The sequence below is a fragment of the Variovorax sp. Root318D1 genome, from assembly GCF_001424835.1.
Lineage (GTDB): Bacteria > Pseudomonadota > Gammaproteobacteria > Burkholderiales > Burkholderiaceae_C > Variovorax.
Genome location: NZ_LMCQ01000024.1, coordinates 78196 through 90780, shown reverse-complemented (window position 1 = coordinate 90780; position 12585 = coordinate 78196). Strand labels below are relative to the sequence as shown.

General features: G+C 67.5%; 14 protein-coding genes. 2 read left to right on the top strand and 12 right to left on the bottom strand.

Annotated features, from left to right (window positions below; all coding sequences use genetic code 11):
- Positions 1 to 19: 19 nt before the first annotated feature.
- The 5 genes from ASC78_RS23220 to ASC78_RS23200 form a co-directional block, all read right to left on the bottom strand.
- Entirely contained in the window at positions 20 to 379 is a 360-nt protein-coding gene (locus ASC78_RS23220; RefSeq protein WP_055806985.1) for a cupin domain-containing protein, read from the bottom strand.
- Positions 380 to 399: 20 nt separating this feature from the next.
- Positions 400 to 1392, bottom strand: a complete 993-nt coding sequence (locus tag ASC78_RS23215) for a quinone oxidoreductase family protein (RefSeq protein ID WP_055807854.1) — start codon at positions 1390 to 1392, stop codon at positions 400 to 402.
- Between the two features lie 317 nt (positions 1393 to 1709).
- Positions 1710 to 2597 (bottom strand): 3-keto-5-aminohexanoate cleavage protein, encoded by an 888-nt coding sequence (locus ASC78_RS23210; protein ID WP_055806982.1) that lies wholly within the window; start codon positions 2595 to 2597, stop codon positions 1710 to 1712.
- On the bottom strand, positions 2594 to 3358 hold the full coding sequence (locus tag ASC78_RS23205) for an SDR family NAD(P)-dependent oxidoreductase (RefSeq protein WP_055806980.1): 765 nt from the start codon (positions 3356 to 3358) through the stop codon (positions 2594 to 2596). Before ASC78_RS23205 ends, ASC78_RS23210 begins: the two co-directional genes overlap by 4 nt.
- A 22-nt stretch (positions 3359 to 3380) precedes the next feature.
- Positions 3381 to 4247 (bottom strand): dioxygenase family protein, encoded by an 867-nt coding sequence (locus tag ASC78_RS23200; RefSeq protein ID WP_055806978.1) that lies wholly within the window; start codon positions 4245 to 4247, stop codon positions 3381 to 3383.
- Between the two features lie 138 nt (positions 4248 to 4385).
- Between ASC78_RS23200 and ASC78_RS23195 the strand changes: the two genes are divergently transcribed.
- Positions 4386 to 5417, top strand: coding sequence for a LacI family DNA-binding transcriptional regulator (locus ASC78_RS23195; protein ID WP_055806974.1), 1032 nt, complete (start codon positions 4386 to 4388; stop codon positions 5415 to 5417).
- On the opposite strand, the gene ASC78_RS23190 is transcribed toward ASC78_RS23195, so the two are convergent.
- A complete protein-coding gene (locus tag ASC78_RS23190) occupies positions 5418 to 7103 on the bottom strand; it encodes a hypothetical protein (RefSeq protein ID WP_055806971.1) in 1686 nt (561 codons plus the stop codon). It lies immediately after the preceding gene.
- Positions 7104 to 7153: 50 nt separating this feature from the next.
- Complete coding sequence (locus ASC78_RS23185) at positions 7154 to 7348, bottom strand: DUF1127 domain-containing protein (protein WP_055806968.1); 195 nt, start codon at positions 7346 to 7348, stop codon at positions 7154 to 7156.
- Between the two features lie 90 nt (positions 7349 to 7438).
- On the opposite strand from ASC78_RS23185, the gene ASC78_RS23180 reads away from it, so the two are divergent.
- Positions 7439 to 8329: a LysR family transcriptional regulator gene (locus ASC78_RS23180; protein WP_055806965.1), complete on the top strand. Its 891-nt coding sequence runs from the start codon at positions 7439 to 7441 to the stop codon at positions 8327 to 8329.
- 2 nt (positions 8330 to 8331) lie between these two features.
- On the opposite strand, the gene ASC78_RS23175 is transcribed toward ASC78_RS23180, so the two are convergent.
- From ASC78_RS23175 to ASC78_RS23155, 5 genes are all read right to left on the bottom strand, one after another.
- Complete coding sequence (locus ASC78_RS23175; protein WP_055806961.1) at positions 8332 to 9366, bottom strand: aliphatic amidase; 1035 nt, start codon at positions 9364 to 9366, stop codon at positions 8332 to 8334.
- Between the two features lie 171 nt (positions 9367 to 9537).
- Entirely contained in the window at positions 9538 to 10038 is a 501-nt protein-coding gene (locus ASC78_RS23170) for a hypothetical protein (RefSeq protein WP_055806959.1), read from the bottom strand.
- Between the two features lie 56 nt (positions 10039 to 10094).
- A complete protein-coding gene (locus tag ASC78_RS23165) occupies positions 10095 to 11033 on the bottom strand; it encodes a glutaminase (protein ID WP_055806956.1) in 939 nt (312 codons plus the stop codon).
- The gene (locus ASC78_RS23160; protein ID WP_055806954.1) at positions 11030 to 11929 is read right to left on the bottom strand and encodes a DMT family transporter; all 900 of its coding nucleotides are present in this window, start codon (positions 11927 to 11929) and stop codon (positions 11030 to 11032) included. The genes ASC78_RS23165 and ASC78_RS23160 overlap by 4 nt, the downstream gene beginning before the upstream one ends.
- A gap of 64 nt (positions 11930 to 11993) precedes the next feature.
- Positions 11994 to 12437, bottom strand: a complete 444-nt coding sequence (locus tag ASC78_RS23155) for a flavin reductase family protein (protein WP_254787564.1) — start codon at positions 12435 to 12437, stop codon at positions 11994 to 11996.
- Positions 12438 to 12585 lie beyond the last annotated feature (148 nt).

The window sequence follows — 12585 nt, the reverse complement described above, 5'->3', positions numbered from 1 at the left end:
ACTGGGAAAGAGGAGGGCGCTATGCAGCCGGCGGTGCGTTCGGCATCACCAGCGCCACCAGCACCGGCCGGTTGCCGCGGTTTTCCAGCTGCCGCTTTTCGCCGGGCGCGAATCGGCAGCTGTCGTAGGGGCCGAGCACTTCTTCCTCATGCGCGCCGTCGAGTTCGCCGACCACGTGGAGCTGGCCTTCGAGCACGAGATAAAGTTTTTCCATCGGCGAACCATCCAGGCCCGTGTGGCCCCCGGGCAGGATCTGGCTCATGCCCATCCACATCTGCGTCGAGGGCCCGGCCTCCTTGCCCTGCAGGCGCAGGCAGCGCATGTCGAAATGGTTGGGCGCTTCGTAGTGCGGCGCTTCGCTGAAACGGGTCACGTGCATGGCGGTGTTCCTCTCTGTATTCAGGGGCGCAGCACAACGCGGTCGGTGCTGCCAGAAAGCACGAGCCGGTAGGCGTCCATGGCTTCGTCGAGCGTGAAGTGCCGCGCGACCGGAAAGGGTTTGAGCGTGCCGCGCTCGAAGCCTTCGCGCATCGCGTCGAGCTGCGCGGTGGAGGCCACGCAGTCCATCGCGAGCGAGTCGATGCCCACGAAGGTGTGCATGCCGCGGTAGAACGCGAAGATGTCGAAGGGCACGGCACGTTCGTGCGTGGCGATGAAGATCTGCGTCGCGCCCTTGGCCATCGCCTTGTTGGCGGCCTCGAAGTAGGCGCTGCCCACGGTGTTGTAGACGATGTTCGCGCCGCGCCCGTCGGTGAGTTCACGCACCTGCGCGCCCACGTCGGCATGCTGGCGCGCATCGATCACATCGACAGGCCCGCTTGCAAACCCTTCAAAGGGTCTGGCGCGGCGCTGCACCGCGATCACTCGCGCACCGGCCTGCGAGGCCAGCTGCACGGCGGCCTGGCCGACCTTGCCGTTGGCGCCGAGCACCAGCACGGTCTGCCCGGCCTGCGGCATGCCGCTGCGCCGGAAGCCTTCGTAGGCGGTAACGAAGGGCACGCCCACCGAGCCGGCTTCGTCCATCGAAATGCCTTGCGGCTTGGCGCGCAATGCGGCTTCGGGCAGCACGAGAAAGCGTGCATGCGAACCGTCGCGCGTGATGCCGATGTCGCCGCCCGAGCCGTAGACCTCGCGGCCGATCCATTCGGAGGGACCGCTCACCACGGTGCCCGCGAAGTCGCGCCCCGGGGTGCGCGGCCACACGGCCTGCGGCATGATGCCCAGGGTGGCTTTCACGTCGCTCGGGTTCACTGCGGCGGCGGCGACTTGCACTACGGCATGGCCGGGGGGCGCCGTGGGTTCAGGCTGCGATGCGGCTTCGAGTTGCAGCGCGTCGAGGTTGACGGCTTTTTCGTTTACGCGCAGTGCGCGGGAGGTGTTTGGGGTGTGCATTGGGGCGAGGCTCATCTCAGTGTTCGACCGCGTGTTGTGTTGCGGATCGCTTGTGTTCCGGTGTCGTTCGTTCAGGGCGCGTGCAAAGGCCACCGGGTACTCCCCTCCGCGAATGTCCCCCGCCTTCGGCTCCTCCTTTATTTCGCTGCGGGGAGCACCCGGCGCCCTGCTGAATGACGCTCCCGCTGGCGGGGTGCCTTGCGCAGCGAAATAAAGGAGGAGGCCGCAGGCCGGGGGACATTCGCGGAGCAAGGTACCCCGTCGGCGGGAGCGCGCCCTGAACAGCTCACCTCAAGAACAGAACAAGACGTCATCTCCTAGCTCCCCACACCAGGCAAGCCCAGCATCGCGCGCGCCTCGCGCGGGTTGGCAATCTCGCCGCCCAGGCTCAGCAGGATGTCGCGCGCCTTCGCCACGAGTTGTGCATTGCTTGTGGCGAGCACGCCTTTCTCGAGATAGATGTTGTCTTCCATGCCCACGCGTACGTGGCCGCCCAGTAGCCAGGCTTGCGCGACGATCGGAAACTCCATGCGACCGATGCCGAAGGCACTCCAGAAGGCACCGCGCGGCAGCATGTTGCGCGCATAGAGCAGCGTCTCGGGCGTGGGCGCAAAGCCGTACTTCACGCCGAGCACGAAGGTCCACATCGCGGGCCCCTCGAGCGTGCCGTCGGCAATCAGGTCGAGCGCGAGGTTGATGTCGCCGGAGTCGAAGATTTCCAACTCGGGCTTCACGCCCGCCTCGCGAATCACTTTTGCCATGCGGCGCACGTTCTTCGGCGTGTTCATCACCACGTCGGGACCCGAGTTCATGGTGTTGAGATCGAGCGAGCACACGTCGGGCCTGATGAGCGCGATGTGCTCCACGCGCTTCTCTGGTGGCAGCAGCGTGGTGCCGGGCGCGGCGATCTTCGGATCGTCCTCGCTCGGTATGTAGCGCCCGCCGGGTCCGGTCGTAAGGTTGATGATCAGCTCGCGGTTTTTGCGGCGGATGCGGTCGACCACCTCGCGGTAGAGCTCGACCTCCATCGACGGCTTTCCGGTTTCGGGATGGCGCACGTGGATGTGCACCTGCGCCGCGCCGGCTTCCGCGGCGGCCAGGCATTCGTCGGCGATCTGCACCGGCGTGATTGGCAGGTGCGGCGCCTGCTCGGGCTTCACGAGGTTGCCGGTGACGGCGCAGGTGATGAGAGTTTTGGTGCTCACAGGTGGCGCCCTCCGTCGACCACGATGCGCGTGCCGGTCACGAAGCGCATCGTGGTCGCGAGCGCTTCCACGGTGGCCGCCACGTCGTCGGGCTTGCCGATGCGCCCGAGCGGCGTGGTGCTGGCCATCTTGCTGGCGAACTCCGCGCCACGGCCGGGCACGAAACCCGACTCGACCGCGCCCGGCGACACCGACACCACACGCACCGCCGGCGCCAGCGCCTTGGCCAGCGCGTCGCCGACCACGTCCAGCCCGGCCTTGGCCGCGACGTAGGCGAGGTTACTGCCCACGCCCGTGAAGCCGGCGATGGACGAGATGTTGACCACGAGCCCGTCGCCACTGGCCTTGAGCATCGGTGCGAAGGCGCGGATGGTGGCGAACACGCCGCGGAAGTTGGCGCGCACGATGTCGTCGATGAGCTCGTCGGTCAGCGCGTCGAGGTCCACGGCCGGCACGGGCTGCGTGTGCCCCGCGCTGTTGACCAGGATGTCGCAGCGGCCATGAGTGGCTTTTACCTCTGCGGCTGCGGCTTGCAGGCTCGGTGTATCGACGATGTCTGCGCGGATCGCACTGTGGCGTTGTCCTTGCGCGGAGGGCAGGGCGGCCGCGCGCGCAGCCGCTTCGTCGCCCTTGCGGTGCAGCAGCACGCAGGTAGCGCCGAGCGCGGCCAGCCGCATGGCCGTCGCATAACCGATGGCGCCGAGGCCGCCGGTGATCACGGCAACCTTGCCGTCGAGTCTGGAAACAGGGTCGAAGCTCATGGGGTGAAGAGGAGTTGTGGAATCAGGGGATCGGCGGACGAGGGAACTTCATCTCGCCGGGCTCGAGCTGGAAGTCGTACTGCAGCGTGGCGGCCTGGCCATCGGGTGCCAGCGCGAAGCGGCCGATCAGCCGGCGCGTCACGCCGAAGGTCGGATCGCTCTCCAGGTTCTCGTCGTCATCGGCGAATACCTGGGTGACCAGCACCTTGTGGCCCGGCTTGCTCACCATGAAGTGCAGGTGCGCCGGCCGGTTGGGGTGGCGTTGCTGCGCGCGCAGCAGCACGCCGCACGGCCCGTCGGTCGGCACCGGGTAGCCGGCTGGCCGCACGCTGCGGAAATGAAAATGCCCTTCGGAATCGGTCGTGAAGCGCCCGCGCAGGTTCATGTCTTCCTGCGCCGGGTCCTGGTTTTCATAGAGGCCGATGGGCGAGGCCTGCCAGACGTCGACCATGGCACCCGCGACCGGTTCGCCTCGCGTGTTGCGCACCGTGCCCGATACCGCGAGCGGAACGCCCGGCGTGCCCGAGCGCGCGATGTTGTCGCCCTGCGCGCAGGCCGGCGAATTGGCGCGCCAGAAGGGCCCGAGCAGCGCGGCCGGCGATTCGCCATGCGGGTCCTGGTTGTTCTGCAGCGCCACCACCGTGGACACGCCGAGGATGTCGGCCGCCAGCACCACCTCGTTCTTTTTTTCGCCCGTGGCCTGGCCGATGGCGACGATGAATTCGAGCGCCTGCTCGAACTCTTCCTCCGTCAGCTTCACCTCCTGGACGAAGGCATGCAAGTGGCGCGTGAGCGCATCCATCACGGTGCGCAGCCGCGGGTCGGGTGTGCGTGCCATGGCTTCGAGCGCGAAGCCCAGCACCGAGTCGGGAGAGGTGGCGATGTTCATGCGTGGTTTCTGCAATCGTTTGCATGATATTAGTCCAAAATGCGGAAAAGTAAAATGACCCTGTTCGGAAGGCTGGGAATGGCAAGCGGCCGGTTCTCAGTGCCTCCCTTGCCGACAATCGTTTGCATCAATCAGCCCATGAGCACCAGCCCGCCTTCTTCTCCCGTCACCATCCGCGACGTTGCCCGCGCCGCCGGCGTGCATGTGTCGACCGTCTCGCGCGCGCTCAGCCCGGACAAGCGCTCATTGATCAGCGACGAGGTGCTGCGCGTGGTCGAAGAGGCGGCGCAGCGCCTGGGCTATCGGCCCAACCGCGCGGCCTCGGCCTTGCGCACCGGCCGCACCCACACCATCGGCGTGCTGGTGCCCGACATCACGAACGCGGTGTTCCCGCCCATCCTGCAGGGCATCGAGGCCAGTGCGGCGGCGCGCGGCTACTTCGTGTTCGTCACCAACGTGGTCGACCCTGCGCTCGCGCGGCCCGTGCTCGAGCGCATGCTGGCCCAGCGCGTCGATGGCGTGATCCTGGCCACGGCCACGCGCGACGATCCGCTGGTCGATTTCGTCACCAAGGCCGGCATGACCGCGGTGCTGGTCAACCGCGCCGACGAAACCGGCCGCCTGCCCGCCGTGGTGAGCGACGACCGGCTTGCGATGAAGCTCGCGGTCGACCATCTCGTGGGCCTGGGCCACAAGCGCATCGCGCATCTCGCGGGCCCGCAGAACATTCCCACTGGCGTGGGCCGTCGTTTGGGCGTGGAGCAGGCGCTGCGCGACCACCGCATGAAACCGTTCCGCGTTGTCGAGTGCGCGAGCTACAGCCGCGAGGCCGGCGCGGTGGCGATGCAGCAGATGCTCGAAGCCGGCGCCGCGCCCCAAGCGGTGGTGTGCTGCAACGACCTGGTGGCGCTTGGCGCCTACGACGCGCTGCGCCAGGCCGGCCTGCGCGTGCCGAAGGACATCTCCATCACCGGCCACAACGACATGCCGCTGGTCGACATGGTCGATCCGCCGCTCACCACCATCCGCCTGCCGCACCGCGAACTCGGCTGGCGCGCGGCCGAGATGCTGTTCGAAGAGATCGACGGTCACGCGATGTCGGCATCGACCGTGGTGTTGCGGCCCGAACTGGTGGTGCGCAAGTCGACCGGGGCGCCGGCAGCGCGCTGATCAGCTGTTTGGAAGCGAGGCCTTCTTGCGCGCCGCCGGCCGCCGCGGCGGCTTCGTTTCGAGCACCAGCTCGGCCGGCAAGGTGTCGTTCCACGATTCGGTGAAATAAGCGCGGTCGCTCGGCACCAGCTGCGGCAATGCCTCGCGCAGCGAATCCAGCGACTGCTCTGCCGCCTTCAGGTCGCCCGCATGGGCCGCATACCAGGCGTGCTCGAACAGCAGGCTGCAATGCTGCAGGCCGGGGTAGCGTCGGCGGCCTGCCTGGTGGTCGGCCAGCCGCGCCTGCGCCACTTCGACCCAGCGCGCCGGCCAGTGCTCGGCGTCGAAGGCATCGGCGAGCGGACCGGCGAGCTTGGAGATGGCGGTCGGGTCCAGCGGTTTCTGCGCGCGGAACTGCACGAGCGTGGGTTGCTTCTCGGGCCGGCAGTGGCCGCGCGCGATGCGCATCAGGTAGATCGCATTCCAGGCCGAGCGGCCCTGGCCGTCGGTGTGGCCGCAGAGCCATTCGCTGAAGGCGATCCATTGAACGGCGCGGCGCATGGTGTCGGCGTGTCCGTCGTGCGCGAGAGCCGGCAGGTCCGAGAGGCCCACGCGGTCGAACAGCCACGCAGCCATGCCCATGTTTGCGGCCACGTGCTGGGCCGCATCGAAGGAGTGCGATTCGAAGGCCGCGGCCAAGGCTTCGCCGAAGCGCTGCAGCGATTCTTCGGCGAGCGAGGCTGCTGCGGGCCTGTCGTCGGCGGCGAGCGCCAATGCGCGCGAGCGGCACACCAGGGCCCAGAGGTTGCACCATTCGAAGCGCACGTCGGGGTGGTGCCGCAGCACCAGTCCGCGCGCGGCATGGTCGGCCATGCCGGCAAGGAGCGACTGCGCGAGCGGCAGGTCGCGTGCGGTGTAGGCGCACCAGGCCGAGACGATGCATTCCATCGCGCCGAGGTAGTCGTTGCCCGCCACGTGATGGGCGAGGCGTTGCTTCTTCAAAGCCTGCAGCCGCCGGCGCGCCTGCTCGTTGTCGCCGAGGCGGCGCCACAGCATGGCCTCGTTGAGCGTGACCAGCGCGCGCTGAAAGTCGGTCGCGGCCAATGTGCCGGCGAGGCGGATCGACTCGAGTGCACTGGCTGGCAACCCGGTCGCGCCGCCACCCGCCACAGGCGCCATCAGCCTGCCTTGCCGCGCCGCCTGCTGCGAGGCGACCAGCTGCTTCCAGAAGGCCGCGTCCTGCAGGTGCACCGCGTCAGGTGGCTTCGGCGAGCCGGGCGCTGTCGTCGCACGCGCCCGGCGAGAGCGCAGCCCCAGGAAAGAAGCGACCTCGGCCGCCGTGGCCGCGCGGCCACTCACCAGCATGCGCACGCGCTTCACCTCGGCCGCCGGCAGCCAGAAGGGGCCCTGGCTGCGCCGCTCGGCGTTGAGAAAGCGCGGCTCGCGCTGCGTGTCCTCACCCCAGCCGACCTCGATGTTCCAGGCCTTGAAGTCGCGAAACGCGCGGCTCACGACCATGCGCAGCGTGCTTGCGTCGGACACTTCGCCGCGCAGGTCGGCCAGCCGCACGAGGCCGCCTTCGGCATCGTGCGCGTGCTTCATGCGCGCGAGCAGCCAGAGCGACTGGAACGCCGCGCGCCGGCCGTTGACCGATTGCGGCGAAGTGAGCTCGATGAAAAGGGGGGAGGGGGCAGCAGGCTTTGGCACGACACGGATTGAACCTCAAATTCCGGAGCGGCCAAGCGCGGGTGCTTTCTTCAGAACCTGTCGCGGTTCACCAGGGACTGCACCTGGCTGCGCCCGATGCCGAGGTCGCGCAACTCGTGGTCGCTCATGCCGGCCAGATTCTGCGTGTCCGTGCGGCTGCGGCTGCGCTCCGCGACGCGGCGGCGCCAGCTGCGCAGGGCATGCATCAGGCGTTGATGAAAGGGCGAGTGCGTCGGCGCTGTCACGATGGGCTCCTTGTGGGGGAGCGCTCATCTTGCGGCGATGCATGCTATTGTGGAAGTTGAGATTCCTGACACCTTCAATCAGCTTTCCTGATGCGACAACTCAACCTCGACCAGCTGCGCACGCTCATTGCCATTGCGGACCTGGGCACCTTCTCGGCCGCAGCCAAGGCGCTGCATCTGGCGCAGCCGACCGTGAGCTTGCACATCAGCGAACTCGAATCGCGACTGGGCGCGCCGCTTGTGGTGCGGGGCAACCGCCGCGTCACGCCCACGGCGGCCGGCGCCGCGCTGGTCGAGCGCGGGCGCAAGCTGCTGCGCGACACCGACGATGCCGTCGAGGCGGTCAAGCGCCAGGCCGAAGGCCGCACCGGCCGCGTGCGCCTCGGCACTTCCACCGGCGTGGTGGTCGACCTGCTGCCGCAAGTGCTCGAAGCGCTGGGCGTCCGGCATTCGGGCATCGACGTGGAGGTGAGCATCCTCGGCTCGTACGAAGCCATGGCGCGGCTGGCCGCCGGCACGCTCGACATCGGCCTGGTCGCCATGCCGCAGCCGCCGCTGCGCGACATTGCTGTCACGCCATGGCGCGACCAGGCCATGATGGCCTTCGTGCCGCAGCGCTGGAAGGCGCCCAAGCGCGTCACGCCGGCATGGCTCGCGGCGCAGCCGCTGATCTTCAACGACGCCACCACCCACATGTATCGGCTCTCGATGGAGTGGTTCGCGGCGGCCGGCTTCGCGCCGCGTGCGCGCATCGAACTCAACTACGACGCGGCCATCCGCAGCCTGGTGGCGGCCGGTTACGGCGCGGCGCTGCTGCCGCTGCAGCAGACCACCGACGCGGCGCTGAACGAGCGCATGCAGATCCTGCCGATCACGCCCAGGCTCACGCGACGCCTGGGCATCGCGCACCGCCAGCGGGCCCTTCTCGATGGCGCCACGCAAAGCGTGCTGCAAGTGCTGACGGCTTTCCGTCAGCTCTGACCTCAGTCTTGCGGGGTTCCGTTCGGAAGGCCCTCGATCGGGCATTCGGCCGTGCCGATGGTGCTGCGCGTGATCGACTCCACCTTCTCGCGCGTGCCCTTAGGGTCGTTGATCCACTGAGTGTAGAAGTCGTAGGGGCAGTCCGCCAAGCCGCGGTCGCCGTCGCCCGAGTTGATGACGCCGGTGTAGCCGCGGTGCAGCAGCTTGAAGAGATGGTTCTGCGACTGGCCGTTCTTGCGCGCATCGCGAATCAGGCTGAGGGACATCTCCGCGTAGTTGATGCCCATTTCCTCCTCGCCGCATTCGCCCAGCGTGCGGCCGTCGAAGCCGATGAGGGCCGAGTGCCCGAAGTACGAATACACGCCGTCGAAGCCCGCCGCGTTGGCCACCGCCACGTAGGTGTTGTTCATGAAGGCCATGGCCTTCGACACCAGGATCTGCTGCTCCTTGGCCGGGTACATGTAGCCCTGGCAACGGATGATGAGTTCGGCGCCGCGCATCGCGCAGTCGCGCCAGATCTCGGGGTAGTTGCCGTCGTCGCAGATGATGAGGCTGATCTTCATGCCCTTGGGGCCGTCGCTCACATAGGTGCGGTCGCCCGGGTACCAGCCTTCGATCGGGGTCCACGGCATGATCTTGCGGTACTTCTGGACGATTTCGCCCTGGTTGTTCATGAGGATCAGCGTGTTGTAGGGCGCCTTGTCCGGATGCGACTCGTGGCGCTCGCCGGTCAGCGAGAACACCCCCCACACGTTGGCGCGGCGGCAGGCGTCGGCAAAGATCGCGGTCTCCTCGCCCGGCACGGTGGCGGCCGTGTCGTACATCTCCTTGGCGTCGTACATGATGCCGTGCGTGGAATATTCGGGAAAGATCACGAGGTCCATGCCCGGCAGGCCCTTCTTCATGCCAACCAGCATCTCGCCGATCTTGCGTGCGTTGTCCAGCACCTCGGCCTTGGTGTGCAGGCGCGGCATCTTGTAGTTGACGACCGCGACGCCCACACCATCGTTGCTGCTCGAAATATCACCATGTCTCATGACGCTGCTCCTGGAGGGTAGTTGAGAAAGAGAGAAACAAAAAAGCCCGAGCCGGTGTTCAACCGATTCGGGCTTGTCTCTGGTGCGGCAGTGGATTCGTGTCGTCGGAGCCGATTGTTCTCAGCCCGGTGCGGGCTGCCCATACGTCATTTCGCTGATTGCGGGGCGCGTTCAGCGGGGCCGTGCGTAATCGGATTCGATCCAGGCGGTTGCGCTGGAGCTCGTGAGCCTGAAGGCGGGCGAGACGTTGACGCTGGCAAGCTCGGTGTCGTCGGCATCGTCATGCGCGGTGAGCGTGGCAGAGGGGCTGTCCTCGTCGGGCACGATGGCAAGCGACACGCGCACGCGCTGGTCGCCCTTCGCGGTGACGGTCACGCTCTTGTTGAGCGTGGCGTGCAGCTGCTGCTCATGGCGGCGAATCACTTCGGCGGCGGTCTTCACCAGCGTGGAAAACGCAGGGCCGTCGAGTGGCTTCGGGTTCTTCTTGTCGCGGCCCATCGTCCAGGGGCCGATCAGCGCCGGCTCGGGGTCGCCGTGACGGGTCATCTCGACGGCCCAGCCGTCGTCTTCCTCGTTCTTGATCACGCGAGCGGTCCATTGGCCGTCGCGCCAGAGGCGGGGTTCCTGCAGGGGCAGGGTGTCGGAGTCGGTGGAGTCTGTGGCTTCGGTCATTCGGATGCTTGTGTTCGTGCGCGGGCCATTTTCGCCTGCGCTTGCGAGGCGGCCACTTAGAAGACCGACAACCCAGTGCGCGCCACGAAGAGTTCGAGCGCCTTCATGCCGAGCAGCGAGTTGCCCGTCGCGTCGAGCGCCGGCGACCACACGCACAGCGTGAGCCGGTCGGGCACCACGGCCACGATGCCGCCGCCCACGCCGCTCTTGCAGGGCAGGCCGATCGAAAACGCCACGTCGCCCGCGGCATCGTAGGTTCCGCAGGTGAGCATCAGCGCGTTGATGCGGCGCGTCTGCCGCTCGCCGGTCACTTCGGCCTGGCCGTCGATCGGATGCGCACCGTCGCGGCACAGAAAGGCTGCCGCGCGCGCGAGCTGGCGGCAGCTCATCCGCAACGCGCACTGGTGAAAGTAGGTGTCGAGCACCACGGCCACGTCGTTGTCGACCTTGCCGAAGCTCTTCATGAAATTGGCGAGCGCGATGTTGCGGAAGCCGGTTGCGGCTTCGGAGCGTGCCACTTCGTCGTCGAACGAGATCGGCTCGCCGCACAGGCTGTCCATCAACGCAAGAATGTCGGCCTTCGCGCTGCCGCCCGCCTGCAGTGCCTGGCTCACCAGGCGGTCGGCCACGGCGATGGCACCCGCATTGATGAACGGGTTGCGCGGCTTGCCGTGTTCGTTCTCCAGCTGCACCAGCGAGTTGAAGGGATTGCCCGATGGCTCGCGGCCGATGCGCTCCCACAGTGCCTCGCCCATGCGCTGCATGGCGAGCGTCAGCGTGAAGAGCTTCGACACGCTCTGGATGGAGAACGGGGTTTCGGCGTCGCCGGCAAAAGCTTCGGTGCCGTCGCAGGTGCGCAGCGCAATGCCGAGCTGGCGCGGATCGATGCAGGCCAGCGCGGGGATGTAGCTGGCCACCGTGCCGGCCTGGCCCAGCAGCGGCCGCAGGGTGCCGACGATGTCGTCGAGCACCGGTTGGAAGTCCGCGTCTTTCATGGCCGTGCCCTCCGCCGGTTGACCATCACGATGCCGATCGCCACGCCCGCCAGCGCGAGCATGAGCTGCAGCGTGAGCGGTTCGCCCAGCAGCACCACGCCGAACACCAGCGCGAACAGCGGCGTCAGGAAACTGAACGACGACATCTGCGTGGCGGGATAGTGCCGCAGCAGCCACATCCAGGTGAGATAGCTCGCGAAGGCGCCGACCACGGTCTGCAAGCCGATCGACGTCCACGCCCAGGCCGAATACGAAAAGCTCCATGTTTCGCCCAGCATCAACGACAGCACGGGGCACACGGCGGCGGTCACGCCTACTTGATAGAACAAGGACTTCTCGGCGCTCGCGGTGGCCAGGCGCGTGGTGCGCAGCGCCAGCGTGGTCACGCCCCAAAGCATGCCACCCGCGAGCCCCATCGCGTCGCCGATCAGCTGGCTCGAGCCCGATTGCGCGAAGCCTTCGCTGAACGCGAATATCACGGCCGCAAAGGCGATGGTGAGGCCCAGCCACTGCAAGCCTCGCAGTCGCTCGGAAGGCACCCAGCGCGGCAGCAGGAGCGAGACCCAGAACGGCGCTGTGTACAGGAACACCGTGAGCCGCGAGGCCGAGGTGTACTGCAGGCCCAGGTAGATGCAGGCGAACTCGCCCGCGAACAGCAGCCCCACCAGCAAGCCGCCCGGCAGCGTGCCGTCGCGCTCGAAGAGTGGCACGCGGCGTGACACGCACCAGAGCCACAGCAGCGCCACGGCGCCCACCATGCGGATCGTTGCTTGCCAGAGCGGCGGCACTTCGGCCACGGTCGTCTTGATGAGAATCTGCTGCAGACCCCAGAAGGCGCAGCATGCGATCAGCAGGCCAATGGCGAGGGAGTCGAGGTGGGTCTTGCGCTGGATCATTCGTCGCGTGTCTGTCGTCGTTGTGCAGCCAGCATCACGGCGGACGCGAGTGCGGCCAAGCGGCTCACAAGGGATGTTCCGTGTAGAAGCGTCCGCCGTGGAACAGCAGCGGTGAGGCGCCTGCGTTGTGCGTGCAGCGCTCCACCTCGCCGACGAAGATCACGTGGTCGCCTTCGTCGTAGCGGCTGCGGTTGAAGCACTCGAAGCTGGCTGCCGCACCGGCCAGCACAGGCGCGCCGCCCAAGCCTTCGGTAAAGGCAACGTCGGCCCAGCGGTCGATGTTCTTGGTGGCGAAGCGTTCGGCCAGCTGCTTCTGGTTGGCCGCAAGGATGTTGATGGCGTAGTGCGAGCCGGTGCTGAGCGCCGCCATCGAGGCGGCCGCGCGCGCCAGGCTCCACAGCACCAGCGGTGGCTCGAGCGACACCGAGTTGAATGAATTGGCCGTGAGGCCGACCAGCACGCCCTCGGCCGAGCGCGCGGTGACGATGGTCACACCGGTGGCGAACATGCCGAGCGCGCTGCGGAATTCTTCGGTCGAGAAGGAAGGCGGTTGCGCCTGGGCGGGAGCGTTCACGAGAAAAGCCAAGAGAGGGTGCGCAGAATGACGCCGCTCTATTCTGGCCCAAGGCCGCAATGGCCGCCGTCCTCCCTTCGCG